The 21,126-nt window shown below is 64.7% G+C and carries 22 protein-coding genes; all 22 read left to right on the top strand.

Annotation, left to right across the window (positions count from 1 at the left end):
* Positions 1-537: 537 nt before the first annotated feature.
* The 22 genes from XH83_RS15740 to mtnK all read left to right on the top strand — a co-directional run bounded on the left by XH83_RS15740 (position 538) and on the right by mtnK (position 21,054).
* A complete protein-coding gene (locus XH83_RS15740; protein ID WP_008136158.1) occupies positions 538-903 on the top strand; it encodes an NADH-quinone oxidoreductase subunit A in 366 nt (121 codons plus the stop codon).
* The gene (locus XH83_RS15745) at positions 894-1,481 is read left to right on the top strand and encodes an NADH-quinone oxidoreductase subunit B family protein (RefSeq protein WP_194407841.1); all 588 of its coding nucleotides are present in this window, start codon (positions 894-896) and stop codon (positions 1,479-1,481) included. The genes XH83_RS15740 and XH83_RS15745 overlap by 10 nt, the downstream gene beginning before the upstream one ends.
* Positions 1,482-1,492: 11 nt before the next feature.
* The gene (locus XH83_RS15750; protein WP_194407842.1) at positions 1,493-2,107 is read left to right on the top strand and encodes an NADH-quinone oxidoreductase subunit C; all 615 of its coding nucleotides are present in this window, start codon (positions 1,493-1,495) and stop codon (positions 2,105-2,107) included.
* 2 nt (positions 2,108-2,109) lie between these two features.
* Positions 2,110-3,306, top strand: a complete 1,197-nt coding sequence (locus XH83_RS15755) for an NADH-quinone oxidoreductase subunit D (protein WP_194407843.1) — start codon at positions 2,110-2,112, stop codon at positions 3,304-3,306.
* Entirely contained in the window at positions 3,306-4,271 is a 966-nt protein-coding gene (locus XH83_RS15760) for an FkbM family methyltransferase (protein ID WP_194408283.1), read from the top strand. Before XH83_RS15755 ends, XH83_RS15760 begins: the two co-directional genes overlap by 1 nt.
* A gap of 12 nt (positions 4,272-4,283) precedes the next feature.
* Positions 4,284-4,895, top strand: a complete 612-nt coding sequence (gene nuoE, locus XH83_RS15765) for an NADH-quinone oxidoreductase subunit NuoE (protein ID WP_011087680.1) — start codon at positions 4,284-4,286, stop codon at positions 4,893-4,895.
* Positions 4,895-5,101: a hypothetical protein gene (locus XH83_RS15770; protein ID WP_194407844.1), complete on the top strand. Its 207-nt coding sequence runs from the start codon at positions 4,895-4,897 to the stop codon at positions 5,099-5,101. Before nuoE ends, XH83_RS15770 begins: the two co-directional genes overlap by 1 nt.
* A gap of 15 nt (positions 5,102-5,116) precedes the next feature.
* Entirely contained in the window at positions 5,117-6,442 is a 1,326-nt protein-coding gene (gene nuoF / locus XH83_RS15775; RefSeq protein ID WP_028141460.1) for an NADH-quinone oxidoreductase subunit NuoF, read from the top strand.
* Between the two features lie 5 nt (positions 6,443-6,447).
* Positions 6,448-8,523: an NADH-quinone oxidoreductase subunit NuoG gene (gene nuoG / locus XH83_RS15780; protein ID WP_194407845.1), complete on the top strand. Its 2,076-nt coding sequence runs from the start codon at positions 6,448-6,450 to the stop codon at positions 8,521-8,523.
* A 10-nt stretch (positions 8,524-8,533) separates the two neighbouring features.
* Positions 8,534-9,601: an NADH-quinone oxidoreductase subunit NuoH gene (gene nuoH, locus XH83_RS15785; RefSeq protein ID WP_194407846.1), complete on the top strand. Its 1,068-nt coding sequence runs from the start codon at positions 8,534-8,536 to the stop codon at positions 9,599-9,601.
* An 8-nt stretch (positions 9,602-9,609) separates the two neighbouring features.
* Positions 9,610-10,104, top strand: coding sequence for an NADH-quinone oxidoreductase subunit NuoI (gene nuoI, locus XH83_RS15790; RefSeq protein WP_014494864.1), 495 nt, complete (start codon positions 9,610-9,612; stop codon positions 10,102-10,104).
* Positions 10,105-10,113: 9 nt separating this feature from the next.
* Positions 10,114-10,752: an NADH-quinone oxidoreductase subunit J gene (locus XH83_RS15795; protein WP_194407847.1), complete on the top strand. Its 639-nt coding sequence runs from the start codon at positions 10,114-10,116 to the stop codon at positions 10,750-10,752.
* Positions 10,749-11,057: an NADH-quinone oxidoreductase subunit NuoK gene (nuoK, locus tag XH83_RS15800; protein WP_008547737.1), complete on the top strand. Its 309-nt coding sequence runs from the start codon at positions 10,749-10,751 to the stop codon at positions 11,055-11,057. Before XH83_RS15795 ends, nuoK begins: the two co-directional genes overlap by 4 nt.
* An 8-nt stretch (positions 11,058-11,065) precedes the next feature.
* Entirely contained in the window at positions 11,066-13,150 is a 2,085-nt protein-coding gene (gene nuoL, locus XH83_RS15805; protein WP_194407848.1) for an NADH-quinone oxidoreductase subunit L, read from the top strand.
* Positions 13,151-14,659, top strand: coding sequence for an NADH-quinone oxidoreductase subunit M (locus XH83_RS15810; RefSeq protein ID WP_194407849.1), 1,509 nt, complete (start codon positions 13,151-13,153; stop codon positions 14,657-14,659). It begins immediately after the preceding gene.
* A 22-nt stretch (positions 14,660-14,681) separates the two neighbouring features.
* The gene (gene nuoN, locus XH83_RS15815; RefSeq protein WP_194407850.1) at positions 14,682-16,118 is read left to right on the top strand and encodes an NADH-quinone oxidoreductase subunit NuoN; all 1,437 of its coding nucleotides are present in this window, start codon (positions 14,682-14,684) and stop codon (positions 16,116-16,118) included.
* Position 16,119: 1 nt separating this feature from the next.
* The gene (locus XH83_RS15820) at positions 16,120-16,926 is read left to right on the top strand and encodes a biotin--[acetyl-CoA-carboxylase] ligase (RefSeq protein WP_194407851.1); all 807 of its coding nucleotides are present in this window, start codon (positions 16,120-16,122) and stop codon (positions 16,924-16,926) included.
* The gene (locus tag XH83_RS15825) at positions 16,926-18,596 is read left to right on the top strand and encodes a ribonuclease J (RefSeq protein ID WP_194407852.1); all 1,671 of its coding nucleotides are present in this window, start codon (positions 16,926-16,928) and stop codon (positions 18,594-18,596) included. The genes XH83_RS15820 and XH83_RS15825 overlap by 1 nt, the downstream gene beginning before the upstream one ends.
* 12 nt (positions 18,597-18,608) lie before the next feature.
* Positions 18,609-19,013 (top strand): methylmalonyl-CoA epimerase, encoded by a 405-nt coding sequence (gene mce, locus XH83_RS15830; protein ID WP_135164390.1) that lies wholly within the window; start codon positions 18,609-18,611, stop codon positions 19,011-19,013.
* A gap of 9 nt (positions 19,014-19,022) precedes the next feature.
* Positions 19,023-19,298, top strand: coding sequence for a DUF1467 family protein (locus XH83_RS15835; protein ID WP_194407853.1), 276 nt, complete (start codon positions 19,023-19,025; stop codon positions 19,296-19,298).
* 33 nt (positions 19,299-19,331) lie between these two features.
* Positions 19,332-19,679, top strand: a complete 348-nt coding sequence (locus XH83_RS15840) for a hypothetical protein (protein WP_194407854.1) — start codon at positions 19,332-19,334, stop codon at positions 19,677-19,679.
* Positions 19,680-19,767: 88 nt separating this feature from the next.
* On the top strand, positions 19,768-21,054 hold the full coding sequence (gene mtnK, locus XH83_RS15845; protein ID WP_194407855.1) for an S-methyl-5-thioribose kinase: 1,287 nt from the start codon (positions 19,768-19,770) through the stop codon (positions 21,052-21,054).
* Positions 21,055-21,126 lie beyond the last annotated feature (72 nt).

The following is a 21,126-nucleotide window of genomic DNA, read 5'->3' on the forward strand; positions in this document are numbered from 1 at the left end:
CTGCACTATAACGCAGACGATGTGGTTCTCGCCGGAGGCAGGACCGATCCTGCCCTGATGCATGGCTCGTCTGATCACTTGCGCCTGTGGATAGGTGACTTGCTGCAACCCAACGTGGCTCACGGCTGCGACAATCACCGGCTCCCGGGCGTCGTTGCTGCCGCAGACGGCCAGCCACTATGTCGACGGGGTGACAGTCGGGGTTCCTGAGGTCGGCCTTATCCCCGGTTGGGTGCGCCGCCGCACCCGAAAACCCGGCGTTTTTCTCGGGCGATCCATGGCAAATCGCTGCCGCAGCCCGTGCGCCGCAATCTCCGGACCGCTGTCCTTTGAAAACCGGCGGCCGCCCTTGCTGGCCCTGCCGATCTGCTCCATACCAGCGCGGGGTGATTCCGGGATTTTCACCGTGCTGGGGGCGGCAAAGGGCCTGAAAAGAGCGTGTCTTGCGCCCATTGGTGCACTGCGCTAAGGCTCAGAACAATTCCAAATCGGACGAATCCGTGGCTGTCCCGAGGCTGCGGGAAAAAGGGCTCGCCAATGAGCGGCATTCTGCAGAACTATCTTCCACTCGTCGTCTTCATAGGTGTCGCGGGCCTTATCGGCCTCGTGCTGCTGATCGCGCCCTTCATCGTGGCGTTCCAGCAGCCGGATCCGGAAAAGCTGTCGGCGTATGAATGCGGTTTCAACGCCTTCGACGACGCGCGCATGAAGTTCGACGTCCGCTTCTACCTGGTCGCCATCCTCTTCATCATCTTCGACCTCGAGGTGGCGTTCCTGTTTCCGTGGGCGGTGGCGTTCGGCAAGCTTGGCGCGACCGGCTTCTGGTCCATGGTGGTGTTTCTCGCCGTGCTGACGGTCGGGTTCGCCTATGAATGGAAGAAGGGAGCACTCGAATGGGATTGAACCCTGCATCGTCCGCGGGTCCGGTCGTCGCGCCGGCCGCCAAGGGCATCCTGGATCCCTCGACCGGCAGGCCGGTCGGGGCCAATGATCCGTTCTTCCTCGAGGTCAACTCCGAGCTGTCCGACAAGGGCTTCTTCGTAGCCGCGACCGACGACCTCATCACCTGGGCTCGCACCGGCTCGCTGATGTGGATGACCTTCGGTCTCGCCTGCTGCGCGGTCGAGATGATGCAGGTGTCGATGCCGCGCTACGACGTCGAGCGCTTCGGTTTCGCGCCGCGTGCCTCGCCGCGCCAGTCCGACGTGATGATCGTCGCGGGTACGCTGACCAACAAGATGGCGCCGGCGCTGCGCAAGGTCTACGACCAGATGCCCGAGCCGCGCTACGTCATCTCGATGGGCTCCTGCGCCAATGGCGGCGGCTATTATCACTATTCCTACTCGGTCGTGCGCGGCTGCGACCGCATCGTTCCGATCGACATCTACGTGCCGGGCTGCCCGCCCACGGCGGAAGCGCTGCTCTACGGCGTGCTGCTGCTGCAGAAGAAGATCCGGCGCACCGGCACCATCGAACGCTAAGGTTTTACGTCATGGACGACGCCAAGCTCGACGCCCTGGGGCAGACGATCGTTAGCGCGCTTCCGGGCGCCGCCACCGGTCATTCGGTGGCCTTCAACCAGCTGACGGTTGATGTCGAGGCCAGCAAGATCGTCGAGGTGGTCAAGTACCTCCGCGACGATCCGAACTGCCGCTTCGTCAACTTCACCGACATCACGGCCGCCGACTATCCGTCGCGCGAAAAGCGCTTCGACGTGATCTATCACTTCCTGTCACCGACCTTGAACGCGCGCATCCGCCTCAAGGCCCAGGCCGACGAGACCACGCAGGTGCCGTCGCTGATCGAAATCTTCCCCGGCGCCGACTGGTTCGAGCGCGAGGCCTACGACCTCTACGGCGTGTTCTTCGTCGGCCATCCCGACATGCGCCGCATCCTCACCGATTACGGCTTCGAGGGTCATCCGCTGCGCAAGGACTTTCCGACCACCGGTTTCGTCGAGGTCCGCTACGACGACCAGGAGAAGCGGGTGGTGTACGAGCCCGTGCGTCTGAACCAGGAATTCCGCAAGTTCGATTTCCTCTCGCCATGGGAAGGCGCGGACTATCCGGTCCTCCCGGGGGATGAAAAAGCGGGGCCGAAGGTCTGATCATGAACGAGCAACCCGAACAGCTTCGCAATTTCACCATCAATTTCGGACCGCAGCATCCGGCGGCGCACGGCGTGTTGCGCCTGGTGCTGGAGCTTGACGGCGAAGTCGTCGCGCGCGTCGATCCGCACATCGGTCTCTTGCATCGCGGCACCGAGAAGCTGATCGAGCAGAAGACCTATCTGCAGGCGATCCCGTATTTCGACCGGCTCGACTACGTCGCGCCGATGAACCAGGAGCACGCCTTCTGCCTCGCCGCCGAGAAGCTGCTCGGCATCGAGGTGCCGCGCCGCGGCCAGCTGATCCGCGTGCTCTATTGCGAGATCGGCCGCATCCTGTCTCATCTTCTCAACGTCACCACGCAGGCGATGGACGTCGGCGCGCTGACCCCGCCGCTGTGGGGCTTCGAAGAGCGCGAGAAGCTGATGGTGTTCTACGAGCGCGCCTCGGGCAGCCGTATGCACGCGGCTTACTTCCGCGTCGGCGGCGTGCATCAGGATCTGCCGCAGAAGCTGGTCGACGACATCGAGGCCTGGTGCGATCCGTTCCTGAAAGTCGTGGACGATCTCGACCGGCTGCTCACCGCCAACCGCATCTTCAAGCAGCGCAACGTCGACATCGGCGTGGTGCCGCTGAAGGAGGCCTGGGAGTGGGGCTTCTCGGGCGTGATGGTGCGCGGCTCGGGCGCAGCCTGGGATTTGCGCAAGTCGCAGCCCTACGAGTGCTACGCCGAGATGGATTTCGACATTCCGATCGGCAAGAACGGCGACTGCTACGACCGCTATCTGATCCGCATGGAAGAGATGCGCCAGTCCGTGCGCATCATGAAGCAGTGCATCCAGAAGCTGAACGCGCCTGAAGGCAAGGGGCCGGTTGTCGTCGAAGACAACAAGGTCGCGCCGCCGCGCCGTGGCGAGATGAAGCGCTCGATGGAAGCGCTGATCCACCACTTCAAGCTCTACACTGAAGGCGTCCACGTGCCGGCCGGCGAGGTCTACGCCGCGGTCGAGGCGCCGAAGGGCGAGTTCGGCGTCTATCTGATCTCCGACGGCACCAACAAGCCGTACAAGTGCAAGATCCGCGCGCCGGGCTTTGCGCATCTGCAGGCCATGGACCACATCTGCCGCGGCCATCTGCTCGCCGACGTCTCGGCGATCCTCGGCTCGCTCGACATCGTGTTCGGAGAGGTCGATCGGTGATGGGGCAGCAGGCGCCAATCCAGTTTGACCGCGCCTCGGGGGCCCTGGAAGGGGCCAACCTGTGGGAGCGGACGGCTGCCTTGGCGCTGGTGACGGGATCGAAGATCTCCTCGCACTTCTCGCATATGGGCTACATCGCCTGCGCGAATCTGCTGCGGAAGACGCTGCCCGAGCGCAACATCGCGATCAGGCTCAATCCCGACGCCGTGTTCGAATTCCCCTATGGCGACGGCTATTGGAGCAAGCTGCTCAACCGTTCCTACAATTACGAGGACGAACTCGAGCTCTTGTTCGCCGACTCCATCGACGTCGACTACACCTTGCTCGATTGCGGCGCGAACTACGGCTACTGGTCGGTGCTGGTCTCGAGCAAGCCGTTCGGCTCGCACAAGGCGATCGCGATCGAGCCGTCGGGGCAGAACTACCCGAAGCTCGTCAACAACGCGCGCGTCAACGGCAATCGCTTCGACACCATGAAATGCGCGATCGGCGCCGTCCGTGGCACCGCGCGGCTGTCGGGCACAAAGCACGAGGCCTTCAGCATCGCGGGCAATCCGTCGGCGGGCGGCGAGGAGGTGCCGGTCATCTCGCTCGACAACCTCATCGACGACGGCAAGGTTCCTGCCAGCGGCAAGTACCTGATCAAGCTCGACGTCGAGGGCGTCGAGATCGAGGCGATCAAGGGCGGCGCACGGCTGCTCCAGGCCGACAGCGTCATCATGTGCGAGGAGCACGGCAGCGACCGCAATCACTCCGTGTCGCGCTTCATCCTCGAACAGACCCCGCTGAAGCTGATCGTGTTCGATCCGCGCAGCAACCGGATGGAGACCGTGACCGAACTGTCGATCCTCGACCGCATCAAGGTCTCGACCCACGTCGGCTACAACGTTTTCGGCACCGCAAGCGCATTCTGGCAGGACAGGATCGAAGCCCTGAATGCCAAAACCGCGCGCCGCATGCAGTGAGAGATTGAAGAGATGTCCGTTCGTCGATTAGCACCGAAGGAAGTCCAGCCCGCGAGCTTCGCGTTCACGGAGGAGAACCTCGCGTTCGCCAAGCAGCAGATCGCGAAATATCCGGCGGGACGTCAGGCCTCCGCGGTCATCGCCATTCTCTGGCGTGCGCAGGAGCAGCACGACGGCTGGGTCTCGGAAGCCGCGATCCGCGTCATCGCCGACATGCTCGACATGCCCTATATCCGCGTGCTGGAGGTTGCGACCTTCTACACGATGTTCCAGCTCGCCCCGGTCGGCAAGAAGGCGCACGTCCAGGTCTGCGGCACCACGCCGTGCCGGCTGCGCGGCGCCGAGGATCTGATCCACGTCTGCGAGCACCGCATCCATCACGAGCCCTTCCATCTGTCCAAGGACGGCAATTTCAGCTGGGAAGAGGTGGAGTGCCTGGGCGCCTGCGTGAACGCGCCGATGGTGCTGATCGGCAAGGACACCTATGAGGACCTGACCAAGGAAAGCTTCGGCAAGGTGCTCGACGGCTTCGCTTCGGGCAATCCGCCCAAGCCCGGTCCGCAGAACGGCCGCCAGTTCTCGGCGCCGATCACCGGGCCGACCACGCTGAAGGAGATCACCTGATGCGTGATCTCTCGTCGCAGGCCATGCAGGGGAGCGGTGCCGTGAAGAAGTGGGGCTTCATCGCGATGCATGCGGCGGTTGCGGCCGCCTTCATTTTCCTGCTGCAGCGTTTCAGCCTGAACGCGTCGCTGGAATCCAGTCTGCTCTGGGCGCTGACCTTTGCCGTCTGCGCCGCCGGACTTGCCTACAAGCAGACCATTCGTTGATCGGAAAGCACTGATATGCTCGAGGACAAGGACCGCATCTTCAAGAACCTCTACGGCCTCCACGACTGGGGGCTCGAGGGTGCGCGGCGCCGCGGTGCCTGGGATGGCACGAAGAACATCATCGACAAGGGCCGCGACTGGATCATCAACGAGATGAAGGCGTCGGGCCTGCGCGGCCGCGGCGGCGCCGGCTTCCCGACCGGTCTGAAATGGTCCTTCATGCCGAAGGAATCGACCGACGGCCGTCCGAGCTATCTCGTCGTCAATGCCGACGAATCCGAGCCCGGCACCTGCAAGGATCGCGAGATCATGCGGCACGATCCGCATCTCCTGATCGAAGGCTGCCTGATCGCGAGCTGCGCGATGAACGCGCATGCCTGCTACATCTATGTCCGCGGCGAGTTCATCCGGGAGCGCGAGCATCTGCAGGCCGCGATCGACCAGGCCTATGAGGCCAAGCTGGTCGGCAAGGACAACGTCAACGGCTGGCCGTTCGACATCTACGTGGCGCACGGCGCCGGCGCCTATATCTGCGGCGAGGAAACCGCGCTGCTCGAAAGCCTCGAAGGCAAGAAGGGCCAGCCGCGGCTGAAGCCGCCGTTCCCGGCCAATGTCGGCCTGTTCGGCTGCCCGACCACCGTCAACAACGTCGAGTCCATCGCGGTTGCGCCCGACATCCTGCGCCGTGGCGCCGCCTGGTTCGCCGGCATCGGCCGTCCGAACAATGTCGGCACCAAGCTGTTCTGCATCTCCGGCCATGTCGAGCGGCCCTGCAACGTCGAAGAGGCCATGGGCATCCCGTTCCGCGAGCTGATCGACAAGCATTGCGGCGGCATCCGCGGCGGCTGGGACAATCTCAAGGCCGTGATCCCCGGCGGCTCGTCGGTGCGCATGGTGCCGGCCGAGCAGATCATCGACACGCCCATGGATTTCGACTCCTTGAGCAAGCTGCGCTCGGGTCTCGGCACTGCGGCCGTGATCGTGATGGACAAGTCGACCGACCTGATCCGCGCCATCGCCCGTATCTCCTATTTCTACAAGCATGAGAGCTGCGGCCAGTGCACGCCGTGCCGCGAGGGCACGGGCTGGATGTGGCGCGTGCTCACCCGCATGGCCGAGGGCCGCGCCCACAAGCGCGAGATCGACATGCTGCTCGAAGTCACCAAACAGGTCGAAGGCCACACCATCTGCGCGCTCGGCGACGCAGCCGCATGGCCGATCCAGGGCCTGATCGCGCATTTCCGTCACGAGATCGAAGCGCGCATCGACCAGTATTCGCACAGGGCAGACATTGACGATATCGGCGTCCGCGATCCCGTGAACATGGTCGCGGCGGAGTAAGAGACATGACCAAGCTCATCATCGACGGCAAAGAGATCGATGTCCCCGCCGAATACACGCTGCTTCAGGCGTGCGAGGCGGCCGGCGCCGAGATTCCGCGCTTCTGCTATCACGAGCGGCTGTCGATCGCCGGCAATTGCCGGATGTGCCTCGTCGAGGTGAAGGGCGGCCCGAAGCCGGTCGCGAGCTGCGCCTGGGGCGTGCGCGACTGCCGTCCGGGGCCCAAGGGTGAGCCGCCGGAAATCTCCACGCGTTCGCCGATGGTGAAGAAGGCGCGCGAAGGCGTGATGGAATTCCTTCTGATCAACCATCCGCTGGACTGCCCGATCTGCGACCAGGGCGGTGAGTGCGATCTGCAGGACCAGGCGATGGGCTATGGTGTCGACACCAGCCGCTTCGCCGAGAACAAGCGCGCCGTCGAGGACAAATATCTCGGCGCGCTGGTCAAGACCTCGATGAACCGCTGCATCCAGTGCACGCGCTGCGTCCGCTTCTCGGCGGAAGTCGCAGGCGCCCCGGAGATGGGCGCCACGGGGCGCGGCGAGGACATGGAGATCACGACCTATCTCGAGCACGCGCTGACCTCGGAATTGCAGGGCAATCTCGTCGACATCTGCCCGGTCGGCGCGCTGACCTCGAAGCCCTATGCTTTCGCGGCACGCCCCTGGGAGCTCGGCAAGACGCAGTCGATCGACGTCATGGACGGCGTGGGCTCGGCGATCCGCGTCGACACCCGCGGCCGTGAGGTGATGCGCGTGCTGCCGCGCATCAACGAGGCCGTGAACGAGGAATGGATCTCGGACAAGACCCGCCACGTCGTCGACGGCCTGCGCACCCAGCGGCTCGACCGGCCCTATGTCCGTGAGGCCGGCAAGCTGCGCGCGGCGAGCTGGACGGAGGCCTTTGCCGCGATCGCCGCCAAGGCGGCGCGTACCGACGGCAAGCGCATCGGCGCGATCGCCGGCGATCTCGCCGGTGTCGAGGAAATGTTCGCGCTGAAGGATCTGCTCGCCAAGTTCGGTTCTGGCAATCTGGCGGTGCAGGGCGGCGACGCCTTCGACCCCGCGCTCGGCCGCGGCTCCTACATCTTCAACCCGACGCTGGCGGGCGTCGAGCAGGCGGATGCGCTGCTCATCATCGGCGCGAACCCGCGGAAAGAAGCGGCCGTGTTCAACGCGCGCATCCGCAAGCGCTGGCGTGCCGGCGGCTTCAAGGTCGGCGTGATCGGTGCCAAGCCCGATCTGACCTACGATTACGATCACCTCGGCGCGGGCACCGAGACGCTCGGTGAGCTCGCGGCCGGCAAGCACTCCTTCATGGACGTGCTGAAGAACGCCAAGAATCCGATCATCCTGGTCGGCGCGGGCGCGGCCGCCCGTCACGACGGCGCGGCCATCCTCGCAGCTAGCGCCAAGCTCGCGCTCGATGTCGGCGCGCTCAAGGACGGCTGGAACGGCTTTGGCGTGCTGCACGAGAGCGCCTCCCGCGTCGGTGCGCTCGACATCGGCTTCTCCGCAACGGGCGGCGGCCTCAATGCCGCGCAGATGACGACGTTCGGCACGCTCGACCTCTTGTTCCTGCTGGGGGCCGACGAGATCAACGCGCCGGATGGCACCTTCGTCGTCTATATCGGCACCCATGGTGACCGCGGCGCGCACCGCGCCGACGTGATCCTGCCGGCGGCCGCCTATACCGAGAAGTCCGCGATCTACGTCAACACCGAAGGTCGCGTGCAGATGACGGGCCGCGCCGCGTTCCCGCCGGGCGAAGCCCGCGAGGACTGGGCGATCGTCCGCGCGCTGTCCGAGGCGCTCGGCAAGAAGCTCGGCTACGACTCGCTGGCGCAGCTGCGCCAGGCGATCTTCAAGGCCGTGCCGCATTTGATCCGTCTCGACCAGATCGAGGCTGGCTCGGCCGACCAGATCAAGAAGCTGGCGGGGAAGGGCGGCTCGCCGGAGAAGGCGCCGTTCAAGCCGCTGGTCGAGGACTTCTATTTGACCAACCCAATCGCGCGTGCGTCCGCCGTGATGGCGGAATGCTCGCGCCTCGCCTCCGGGCACATGCTGACCGCAGCGGAGTGAGCGTGATCTGATGGAATTCTTCGAAAGCGCATTCTGGACCGGTTTCCTCTGGCCGCTGATCATCATGATCGCGGAGAGCGTCTTGGTGCTCGTCGTCCTTCTGGTGGCGATCGCCTACATCCTGCTGGCCGACCGCAAGATCTGGGCGGCGGTGCAGATCCGGCGCGGCCCGAACGTGGTCGGCCCCTGGGGCCTGTTCCAGTCCTTCGCTGACCTTCTGAAGTTCGTGCTGAAGGAACCGATCATCCCGGCCGGCGCCAACAAGGGCGTCTTCCTGCTGGCGCCGCTGGTGTCGTGCGTGCTGGCGCTCGCGGCCTGGGCGGTGATCCCGACCAATCTCGGCTGGGTGATCTCCGACATCAATGTCGGCATCCTCTTCATCTTCGCGATCTCGTCGCTGTCGATCTACGGCATCATCATGGCCGGCTGGTCGTCGAACTCGAAGTATCCGTTCCTGGCCGCGCTGCGCTCGGCGGCGCAGATGGTGTCCTACGAAGTCTCGATCGGCTTCGTCATCATCACGGTGCTGCTCTGCGCCGGCACGCTGAACCTGTCGGCCGTCGTCGAGGCCCAGCACGTCCGCGGCCTTGCCAGCCTGATCGGGCTGCCGCAGCTCACCATCCTGAACTGGTACGTCTGGCCGCTGTTCCCGATGTTCGTGGTGTTCTACGTCTCGGCGCTGGCGGAAACCAACCGTCCGCCTTTCGACCTCGTCGAAGCGGAATCCGAGCTGGTCGCCGGCTTCATGGTCGAATACGGCTCGACCCCGTATCTGCTGTTCATGCTCGGCGAATACGTCGCGATCGTCACGATGTGCGCGATGGCGACGATCCTGTTCCTCGGGGGCTGGCTGCCGCCGGTGGATCTGCCGCCCTTCAACTGGGTGCCGGGCATCATCTGGTTCTCGCTGAAACTGTTCTTCATGTTCTTCCTGTTCGCGATGGCAAAGGCGATCGTGCCGCGCTACCGCTACGACCAACTGATGCGCCTCGGCTGGAAGGTGTTCCTGCCGCTGTCGCTGGCGATGGTGGTCATAGTGGCGGGCGTGTTGCAGTTCGCCGGCATCGCGCCGAAGTGAGGGCCGTCATGGGTATCAACGTCAACGCCACTGCACGCTCGCTTCTGCTGTCGGAATTCGTCTCGGCGTTCTTCCTCGCCATGCGCTATTTCTTCCAGCCGAAGCCGACACTGAACTATCCGTTCGAGAAAGGCCCGATCTCGCCGCGCTTCCGCGGCGAGCATGCGCTGCGCCGCTATCCGAACGGCGAAGAGCGCTGCATCGCCTGCAAGCTGTGCGAGGCGATCTGCCCGGCGCAGGCCATCACCATCGAGGCCGGCCCGCGCCGCAACGACGGCACCCGCCGCACCGTGCGCTACGACATCGACATGGTGAAGTGCATCTATTGCGGCCTCTGCCAGGAGGCATGTCCTGTGGACGCCATCGTCGAAGGCCCGAACTTCGAGTTCGCGACCGAGACCCGCGAGGAACTGTTCTATGACAAGGCCAAGCTGCTCGCCAACGGCGACCGCTGGGAACGCGAGATCGCGAAAGCGATCGAACTCGACGCGCCGTACCGGTGAGGTGAGGGCATGATCCTTCCCGCGCTGTTCTTCTATCTCTTCGCCGGCGTCTGCGTCGCCTCGGCGGTGATGGTGATTGTCTCGCGCAATCCCGTGCACTCCGTGCTGTACCTGATCCTGGCCTTCGTCAACGCATCGGGCCTGTTCGTGCTGATGGGCGCCGAGTTCCTCGGCATGATGCTGATCGTCGTCTATGTCGGCGCGGTCGCAGTGCTGTTCCTGTTCGTGATCATGATGCTCGACGTGGATTTCGTCGAGCTGCGCGAAGGTTTCATCCAGTATCTGCCGGTGGGCCTCGTGATCGGCGGCATCTTCCTGTTCGAATTGCTGCTGACCGTCGGTGCCTGGATCATCAACCCGACCCTGAGCAAGACGATTACGGCGCCGATCCCGACCAACGTCTCCAACACCGAGGCGCTGGGCTTGGTCCTCTATACGAAGTACATCCACTACTTCCAGCTTTCGGGCATGGTGCTGCTGGTCGCCATGATCGGCGCCATCGTGCTGACGCTGCGCCACAAGGCGAGCGTGAAGCGGCAGGACATCAACGTTCAGAACGCGCGCACGCCCGAGATGGCGATGGCGATGCGCAAGGTGGCGCCGGGGCAGGGGCTCTCGGATGCCGATGCGGCGGAGTGGGTAAAATGACGATCGGGCTCGGACATTACCTGGCGGTCGGCGCGATCCTGTTCACGCTCGGGATCCTAGGCATCTTCCTGAACCGCAAGAACATCATCGTCATCCTGATGTCGATCGAGCTGATCCTGCTCTCGGTCAACATCAACCTCGTGGCATTCTCGACCTTCCTCGGCGACATCGTCGGCCAGGTCTTCGCGCTGCTGGTGCTCACCGTCGCAGCCGCTGAAGCCGCGATCGGTCTCGCCATCCTGGTGGTCTATTTCCGCAACCGCGGCTCGATCGCGGTTGAGGACGTCAATCTGATGAAGGGCTGAGCTCTCAAATGGTTCAGGCAATCGTTTTCCTGCCTCTGCTGGGCGCCATTCTGGCAGGGCTCATCGCCCTGGCCGGCGCGCATGCCCGCAACCCCTCGGGCGACGAGCTCGATCATCATGGCGACCATGGTCACGGCGATGCGCACGCTTCGGCCGCCCATGATTCACACGGACACGACGATCACGGCCATGACGGCCACGGCCACGGCCACGGCCCGGCCGAGCCGGCCGCGGCCGGCTCGCGCGCTGCCGAGCTGATCACCACCGGGCTGCTGTTCGTCTCGGCCGCGCTGTCATGGATGACGCTGGTCGATGTCGGCTTCATGCACCACGACGCCCGCATCCAGCTGCTGCCCTGGATCTTCTCCGGCGACCTCCAGGTCTGGTGGACGCTACGGGTCGACACGCTCACCGCCGTGATGCTGGTGGTGGTCACGACCGTGTCCTCGCTCGTGCACCTCTATTCCATCGGCTACATGGACGAGGATCCGAACCGGCCGCGCTTCTTCGGCTATCTCAGCCTGTTCACCTTCGCCATGCTGATGCTGGTGACCGCGGACAACCTCGTGCAGCTGTTCTTCGGCTGGGAAGGCGTGGGTCTCGCCAGCTACCTCCTGATCGGCTTCTGGTACCAGAAGCCGTCGGCGAATGCCGCGGCGATCAAGGCTTTCGTCGTCAACCGCGTCGGCGACTTCGGTTTTGCGCTCGGCATCTTCGCGGTCTTCATGCTGGTCGGCTCGACCGATTTCGAGACGATCTTCCATGCCGCGCCCGGCCTCACCGGCAAGACCATCGACTTCCTCGGCTGGCACGTTGACGCGCTGACCCTGACCTGCCTCCTGCTGTTCATGGGCGCGATGGGCAAGTCGGCGCAGTTCCTGCTGCACACCTGGTTGCCGGACGCGATGGAAGGCCCGACCCCTGTGTCGGCGCTGATCCACGCCGCGACCATGGTCACCGCGGGCGTCTTCATGGTGGCGCGCCTGTCGCCGCTGTTCGAGCTCGCCCCGACAGCCCAGGCCGTGGTGATGTTCTTCGGCGCGACCACGGCGTTCTTCGCCGCGACCATCGGCCTCGTCCAGAACGACATCAAGCGCATCGTCGCCTACTCGACCTGTTCGCAGCTCGGCTACATGTTCGTGGCGATGGGAGCAGGGGCCTATTCGGTCGGCATGTTCCATCTGTTCACGCACGCCTTCTTCAAGGCGCTGCTCTTCCTGGGTTCCGGCTCGGTGATCTACGCGATGCACCACGAGCAGGACATCCGCAACATGGGCGGCCTCTGGAAGAAGATCCCCTACACCTATGCGGTGATGGTGGTCGGCACCCTTGCGCTGACCGGCTTCCCGCTCACGGCCGGCTATTTCTCCAAGGACGCCATCATCGAAGCGGCCTACGCCTCGCATAATCCGTTCGGGGTGTACGGCTTCCTGATGACGATCGTCGCCGCCGGCCTGACCTCGTTCTACTCCTGGCGCCTGATCTTCAAGACATTCCACGGTGAACCGCATGACGAGCATCACTACGAGGCCGCGCATGAGGCCCCGCTCTGGATCCTGATCCCGATCGGCGTGCTCGCGGTCGGCTCGTTCGTTGCCGGCTTGCCGTTCAAGGAGCTGTTCGCCGGTCACGGCGTCGAGGAATTCTTCCGCGAGTCCGTGAAGATGAACCCGCATATCATCGAGGAGATGCACCACATCCCCGAGACCATCGCGTTCCTGCCGACGGTGATGATGGTGCTGGGCTTCCTCGTCTCGTACCTGTTCTACATCCGGCGGCCCTATCTGCCGGTCGAGCTCGCGAACACGCAGCCGATGCTGTACCAGTTCCTGCTCAACAAATGGTACTTCGACGAGCTCTACGACATCATCTTCGTCCGTCCGGCGAAGTGGATCGGCTATCAGCTCTGGAAGAAGGGCGACGGCTTCATCATCGACGGCCTCGGCCCCGACGGCGTCTCGGCCCGCGTGCTGGACGTCACCCGCAACGTCGTGAAGATCCAGACCGGTTATCTCTATCACTACGCATTCGCCATGCTGATCGGTGCCGCCGGCCTGATCACCTGGTTCATGTTCGGCTTTGGAGGCCAGTAAATGACGACCTGGCCCATCCTATCGGTCACCACGTTCCTGCCGCTGGTCGGCGCGCTGATCGTCTACTTGAGCCGCGGCGATGACGAGGCGGCCAAGCGCAACTCGCGCTGGATCGCGCTCTGGACCACGCTGATCACCTTCGCGGTGTCGGTGATCCTGGTCATGCGCTTCGACCCCAGCAATCCCGACTTCCAGTTCGTCGAGAAGGCGAACTGGCTCGCGACCGGGATCACCTACCACATGGGCGTCGACGGCATCTCGCTGCCGCTGGTGATCCTCACCACCGCCGTGATGCCGTTCTGCATCATCGCGAGCTGGAAGGCGATCAGCATCCGCGTCCGCGAATACATGATGGCGTTCCTGATTCTGGAAACGCTGATGATCGGCACCTTCTCGGCGCTCGATCTCGTGCTGTTCTATTTGTTCTTCGAAGGCGGCCTGATCCCGATGTTCCTGATCATCGGCGTCTGGGGCGGCCCGCGCCGGGTCTATGCATCGTTCAAGTTCTTCCTCTACACGCTGCTCGGCTCGGTCCTGATGCTGCTCGCCATCATGGCGCTGTACTGGAACGGCGGCACCACTGATATCCCGACCCTGATGCACACCGCCGTGCCGCGGTCGTTGCAGACCTGGGCTTGGCTGGCGTTCTTCGCCTCCTTCGCGGTGAAGATGCCGATGTGGCCGGTGCACACCTGGCTGCCGGACGCGCACGTCGAAGCGCCGACGGCGGGCTCGGTGGTCCTGGCCGCGATCCTCCTGAAGATGGGCGGCTACGGCTTCCTGCGCTTCTCGCTGCCGATGTTCCCGCTGGCCTCGCACGATTTCGCGCCGTTCGTGTTCACGCTCTCGGCCATCGCCATCATCTACACCTCGCTGGTGGCGTTGATGCAGGAGGACATGAAGAAGCTGATCGCGTACTCCTCGGTCGCGCATATGGGCTTCGTCACCATGGGCATCTTCGCCGGCACCATGCAGGGCGTCGCCGGCGGCGTGTTCCAGATGATCTCGCACGGCATCGTCTCCGGCGCGCTGTTCCTCTGCGTCGGCGTCGTCTACGACCGTCTGCACACCCGCGAGATCGCGGCCTATGGCGGCCTCGTCAACCGGATGCCGCTCTACGCGATGACCTTCATGGTCTTCACCATGGCCAATGTAGGTCTGCCCGGCACGAGCGGCTTCGTCGGCGAGTTCATGACGCTGCTCGGCACCTTCAAGGTCTCGATCCCGACGGCGTTCTTCGCCAGCTTCGGCGTGATCCTTTCGGCGGCCTATGCGCTGTGGCTCTATCGCAAGGTCGTGTTCGGCGCGATGGTCAAGCCGTCGCTGGCGAGCATGAAGGATCTCACCTTGCGGGAGTGCGTGATCCTGTTCCCGATGATCGCGCTGACGATCCTGTTCGGCGTCTATCCCAAGCCGGTGCTCGACATGTCGGCCGCCTCGGTCCAGCAACTCGTCAACAATTACAACACCGCTGTGACGGCCGTGAAGGCCGCCGCACTGCTCCAGTGATCGGGCAGGTCAGGATATCGCCATGAGCTTTGAGACTGCAGGTTATCAACTGGCGCCGGTGCTGCCCGAGATCGTGCTGGCGATCGGCGCCATGGCTCTGCTGATGCTGGGCGCCTATCGCGGGCAGGGGACGACCGGCGCGATCACCTCGCTGGCCGTGGTGCTCCTGGTCGTGGTCGGCGTGCTCGAATACATGCTGCCCGCGGGCAAGCAGGTGACCTTCGGCGGCAGCTTCATCGTCGACGATTTCGCGCGCTTCATGAAGATCCTGGCCCTGATCGGCTCGGCGGTGACGCTGGTGCTGTCGACCGAGTTCCTGTCGGATCCGTCGCGCCGCATCTTCGAATATTCCATCCTGGTGCTGCTTTCGACGCTCGGCATGATGGTGCTGATCTCGGCCGGCGATCTGATCTCGCTCTATCTCGGCCTCGAGCTGATGTCGCTGGCGCTCTACGTCGTCGCCGCCTCCAACCGCGACAACGCCAAGTCCACCGAAGCCGGCTTGAAGTATTTCGTCCTCGGCGCGCTGTCCTCGGGCATGCTGCTCTACGGCGCCTCGCTGATCTACGGCTTCACCGGCACGGTCAGCTTCACCGGCATCGCCGCGGCGGCGACGGTCTCGAATGTCGGCCTGGTGTTTGGCTTGGTCTTCCTGCTCGTCGGCCTCTGCTTCAAGGTCTCCGCGGTGCCGTTCCACATGTGGACGCCCGACGTCTACGAGGGCGCGCCGACCCCGGTCACCGCCTTCTTCGCCTCGGCGCCGAAGGTCGCCGCGCTCGCCGTGTTCACCCGCGTCACGCTGACCGCATTCCCGGGCATCGTCTCGCAGTGGCAGCAGATCCTGGTGTTCGTGTCGATCGCCTCGATGGCGCTCGGCTCCTTCGCCGCGATCGGCCAGACCAACATCAAGCGCCTGATGGCCTATTCCTCGATCGGCCACATGGGTTTTGCCTTGGTCGGCCTCGCTTCGGGCACGGTCGAGGGCGCGCAGGGCGTCCTGATGTACATCGTGATCTACGTCGCGATGACGCTGGGCTCGTTCTCGATCATCCTCGCCATGCGCCGCAACGGCCAGGCTGTCGAAGAGATCCGCGATTTCGCAGGTCTGTCGCGAACCAATCCGCTGCTCGCCTTCATGTTCGCGATGCTGCTGTTCTCGCTCGCCGGCATTCCGCCGCTCGCCGGCTTCTTCGCCAAATGGTACGTGTTCGTCGCGGCCATCAAGGCGAATTTGTTCACGCTCGCCGTCGTCGGCGTGCTCACCAGCGTGGTCGGCGCCTACTACTATCTCGCCATCGTCAAGACGATGTATTTCGACGAGCCGGCCGGCCAGGTCGATCCGGTGCGCGTCGAGGTGAAGACGGTGCTGGCGGTTTTCGGCCTGTTCAACATCCTGTTCGCGCTGTTCGCAGGTCCCGTGGTGAGCGTCGCCTCCGCCGCGGCAAAGTCGCTGTTTTAGGATGGCTTTCGCGCTCGGTCCTCGCGCATTGTCGGCGGGCTACAGGCTCGCAGCTTTCGAGCGGACCGGCTCGACCAATACCGAGGCGATCGAGCGCGCCAGGGCCGGGGAGCGCGGCCCGATGTGGTTCGTCACGTCGGAGCAGACCGCCGGCCGCGGCCGCCGTCAGCGTCCCTGGATCGCGCCGCGTGGCAATCTCGCCGCCAGCGTTCTCGAAGTCCTGGACGTGGCGCCGGCAATTGCCGCCACCATCGGCTTTGCCGCCGGTCTCGCCGAAGAAGCCGCGCTCGAGAAGGTCAGCCTCGAGGCTGCGCTCCGCCTCGGCGAGGGCCGTCCCCGCTACGCCCTGAAATGGCCCAATGACGTCCTGGCCAACGGCAAAAAGCTGGTTGGCATCGGCCTGGAGGCGGAGGCCATCGGCGATCGCCTTGCCATCGTCGTCGGCATCGGCACCAATGTCGTCGCCGCGCCCGAGGGTACCCCGACGCCGGCGGTGTCGCTCGCCGCGCTCGGCGTCCAGATCAGCGCGGAAGAGCTGTTCGCGGCGCTGTCCGACGCCTGGGTCGAGTTCCGCGGCATCTGGGACAACGGCCGCGGCTTTGCCGAGATACGCAAGCTGTGGCTGGCGCGCGCCGCCGGCCTCGGCGAGAAGGTCGCAATTCATACGGGGACGATGACGCTGGAAGGCATTTTTGACACCATCGATGACACCGGCTGCCTGATCGTCCGCACCCCGGAGGGCCGCCGCGTGCCAGTGGCCGCAGGCGAGGTGTTCTTCGGTCCGGTCCGCTCGGTGGGAGCTGCGTGATGGCGAAGCCCGAGGAACTGGTATTTGCGCCGCTCGGCGGCGTCGGCGAGATCGGCATGAACCTGTCGATCTACGGCCTGGGCAACCGCCAGCAGCGCGCGTGGATGGCGGTCGATCTCGGCGTCTCCTTTGGCGACGAGGAGCATCTGCCGGGCATCGACCTGATCATGCCCGACATCTCCTTCCTGGAGAAGGAGCGCAAGAACCTGATGGGCCTCGTGCTGACCCACGCCCATGAGGACCATTTCGGCGCCATCATCGATCTCTGGCCGAAGCTGAAATGCCCGATCTACGCGACGCAGTTCAGCGCCGCCTTGTTCGAGGCCAAATGCGCCGCCGAGCGCAACGCGCCGAAGATCCCGGTGACGGTGGTGCCGTCGGGTGGGCGCATCGACGTCGGCCCGTTCGACGTCGAGTTCATCCCCGTCGCGCATTCCATTCCGGAAGCGCACGCGCTGGCGATCCACACCTCGGCCGGCACGGTGCTGCACACCGGCGACTGGAAGATCGACCCGACCCCGACCTTGGGGCGTCCGACCGACGAGAAGCGGCTGCGCGAGCTCGGCGACGAGGGGCTGCTCGCCCTGATCGGCGATTCCACCAACGCGGTGCGCGACGGCCGCTCGCCCTCGGAAGCCGAGGTCGCCCGCACCATCATCGACCTTGTGAAATCGGCCAAGGGCCGCGTCGCTGTCACGACCTTCGCCTCCAACGTCGCGCGCATCAAGGCTGTCGCCGCCGCCGCGAAAGCCGCCGACCGCGAGGTCGTCGTGGTCGGCCGCGCCATGGAGCGCGTGGTGCAGGTCGCGCGCGAGACCGGCTATCTCGACGGCGTGCAGAATTTCCGCTCGCCCGAGGTCTACGGCCACCTGCCGCAGGACAAGGTGCTGGCGCTGTGCACCGGCAGCCAGGGCGAGCCGCGCGCCGCGCTCGCGCGCATCGCCAATGACGACCATCCCGAGATCACGCTCAACCGCGGCGACAGCGTGATCTTCTCCTCGCGCACCATTCCCGGCAACGAGAAGGCCGTCGGCTCGATCATCAACAACCTCGTGCTGCAGGGCGTCGAGATCATCACCGACCGCGACGCGCTGGTCCACGTTTCCGGCCATCCCCGCCGCGACGAATTGCGCGACCTGATCGCCTGGACCCGGCCGCAGCTGCTGATCCCCGTCCATGGCGAGGCCCTGCATCTGCACGAGCACGCCAAGCTCGCGCGCGCCGCCGGCGTGCCGCGTGTGCTGGTCTGCCGCAACGGCGACCTCGTCAAGCTCGGCCCCGGCGATCCCGGTATCGTCGGCGAGGTCCCGTCGGGCCGTCTCTACAAGGACGGCACGATTTTGGAGGATTCCAAGTCCCGCGCCGTGGTCGAGCGGCGCCGCATGGCGTTTTCCGGCTGCGCCTTCGTCGCCATCGCCATGACCGAGCAGGGCGAGCTCGCCGACGATCCCGAGGTCGATCTGGTCGGCATCCCCGAGAAGAACCGGGCCGGCGAGCCCTTCGACGACATCGTCTTCGATGCCGTGGTCTCGACCGTCGAGGGCCTGCCGAAGGCGCGCCGCCGCGATGCGGATGCGCTGGCTGAATCGGTGCGACGCGCTGTCCGGGCCGTCATCAACGAACATTGGGGCAAAAAGCCCCCCTGTCTGGTACACGTACTGACAGTCTAACGGGAGAGAACCATGCTGGGCCGGCTCAATCATGTCGCGATCGCGACCAAGGATGCCGTCAAGGCCGCGAAGATCTACGGCGCCGCGTTCGGCGCGCAGATCTCCGACGCCGTGCCGCTGCCCGAGCACGGCGTCATCACGGTGTTCGCCACGCTCCCCAACACCAAGATCGAGTTCATCGAGCCGCTTGGCGAGGCCTCGCCGATCGCAAAATTCGTCGAGCGCAACCCGGACGGCGGCATCCACCATGTCTGCTACGAGGTCGTCGACATCATTGCCTCGCGCGATACGCTGGTGAAGGAGGGCGCGCGGGTGCTCGGCGACGGCGTGCCGAAGATCGGCGCCCATGGCAAGCCGGTGCTGTTCCTGCACCCGAAGGACTTTTCCGGCGCGCTGGTCGAAATCGAGCAGGCGTAAGGCCGTCCCATGGCGATCCAGATATCAACCGCGATCGCGATCTACTTCGTCATCTGGTGGGTCGCGTTGTTCGTGACGCTGCCGTTCGGCGTGCGCAGCCAGCACGAGGACGGCGTCGGCGCGCCCGGCACCGACCCCGGTGCCCCGATCCTGACCCGGATGGGCGGCAAGCTGATCTGGACCACGATCATCTCGGCCATCATCTACGGGATCGCCATGGTCGCCTATCACGCGGGCTATCTCTCGATCGAGCGCCTGTCGAAGCTGATGGGCATGCCGTTCTAGATTTTTCCATCTATATTGTTTCGGGGGGAACGAATGACTTTTCAGCGGATCGTCATCGCGCTTCTGGTGCTGATCGTCGCCGGCCTCGGCGCCATCGGCTATGTCGAGTGGAAGATGGCGGTGCAGGTGCGAACGCTGAAGGCGTTCGTCGAGGGCTATGTCTTCAACGAAGCCGTGATGGCCTGCGAGCAGGCCAAGAGCTCGACGCCGTTCAAATGGAACGGCGGCAAGAGCACCTCGGTGATCGGGCTGAACTCGGTCAAAACAGACAAATACAATGTCAGCGCCAGCTACACGCTGGTGGCGGATCTCGTTTATTGTGATTACGATCCCATCAAAAGAAAGGCCGAGATCGGCTCGAGCTTCCTGGAGCGGGAGTAACGGTCCGGCCCATGGAGCATGATCCGGAAAGGTGTGACGCGCTTTTTCCGAGAAGATCATGCTCAAATAGGAATGGGGTGGGATCGTCATGGCGCAGGGGCAGGGGGACTACCGGATTCTGCATGAGGCGGCCTTGCGGGACTATCTCGCGGGCCTGCCGGACCTCGAGGCGCTCCTCGGCGGCGATCCCGCCGGCTGGACAATCACCGAGGTCGGCGACGGCAATCTCAACCTCGTCTTCATCGTCAAGGGCGCGCGGGGCGGCGTCGCCGTGAAGCAGGCGCTTCCTTACGTCCGCCTCGTCGGCGAAAGCTGGCCGCTGCCGCTGTCGCGGGCTCATTACGAATATCTGGCGCTGTCGAAGCAGGCCCAGCTCGCACCCGGCCTCGTGCCGGCTTTGCTGCATCACAACGAGAATCTGGCGCTGACGGTGATGGAGCTGCTCGAGCCCCACATCATCATGCGCAAGGGGCTGGTTGCGGGAACGCAGTATCCCGGCTTCGTCGGCGACATCACCACGTTCATGGCGCGGACGCTGTTCTTCACCTCCGACCTCGCGCTGTCCGCAGCCGAAAAGAAAGAGGGCATCGCGGCTTTCGCCGGCAACCACGCGCTCTGCAAGATCACCGAGGATCTGATCTTCACCGATCCGTACCGTATCGCCGAACAAAACCGCTGGACCGCGCCGTATCTCGATGCGCACGCGGCAAGCCTGCGCGAGGACATGGAGCTGCACGTCGCGATCTCCCGGCTCAAGCTGAAGTTCATGGCAAGCCCCGAGGCGCTGCTGCACGGCGATCTCCACACCGGGTCGATCATGGTCACGGAGAGCCAGACGCGGGTGATCGATCCCGAATTCGCGTTCTACGGCCCGATGGGGTTCGACGTCGGCGCCGTGCTCGCCAACCTCCTGATGGCCTATTTCGCCTCCGCCGGCCACGAGCGCACGCCGGGCGAGCGGGCCGCGTTCGAGGCCTGGGTTCTGAAGACCGTGGAAGCGGTGTGGAGCGAGTTTGCGCGCACATTCCTCGAGCTCTGGCGCGCCGGCGCCGCAGGCGATGCCTATCCCGCCTCGCTCTTCGCCGGCGAGAAGGGCGCCGCGCGGCTGGAGGCCGAGCGGCAATCCTACATGCAGCGCCTGTTCGCTGACACCATCGGCTTCGCCGCGGCGAAGATCATCCGCCGCATCTTCGGCCTCGCCCACAATATCGACTTCGAGCTGATCGAGGATGCGAAGAAGCGGGCGGAGAGCGAGGCGCGCGCCGTGCGGCTCGCGCGCGGGATGATGGTGGAGGCCGCGGCGTTTCGGACGATCGCCGATGTTACGGGTGCTGCGCGAAAGCTGAGGGACTGGCAGCCGGAATTGTCCGGCTGAAGACGTCGCGCGAGGAGCGCGCTCCACGCTCCGTCATTGCGAACGCAGCGAAGCAATTCGGAATCGCTGGGG

It is taken from the genome of Bradyrhizobium sp. CCBAU 53351, assembly GCF_015291745.1.
Classification (GTDB): domain Bacteria; phylum Pseudomonadota; class Alphaproteobacteria; order Rhizobiales; family Xanthobacteraceae; genus Bradyrhizobium.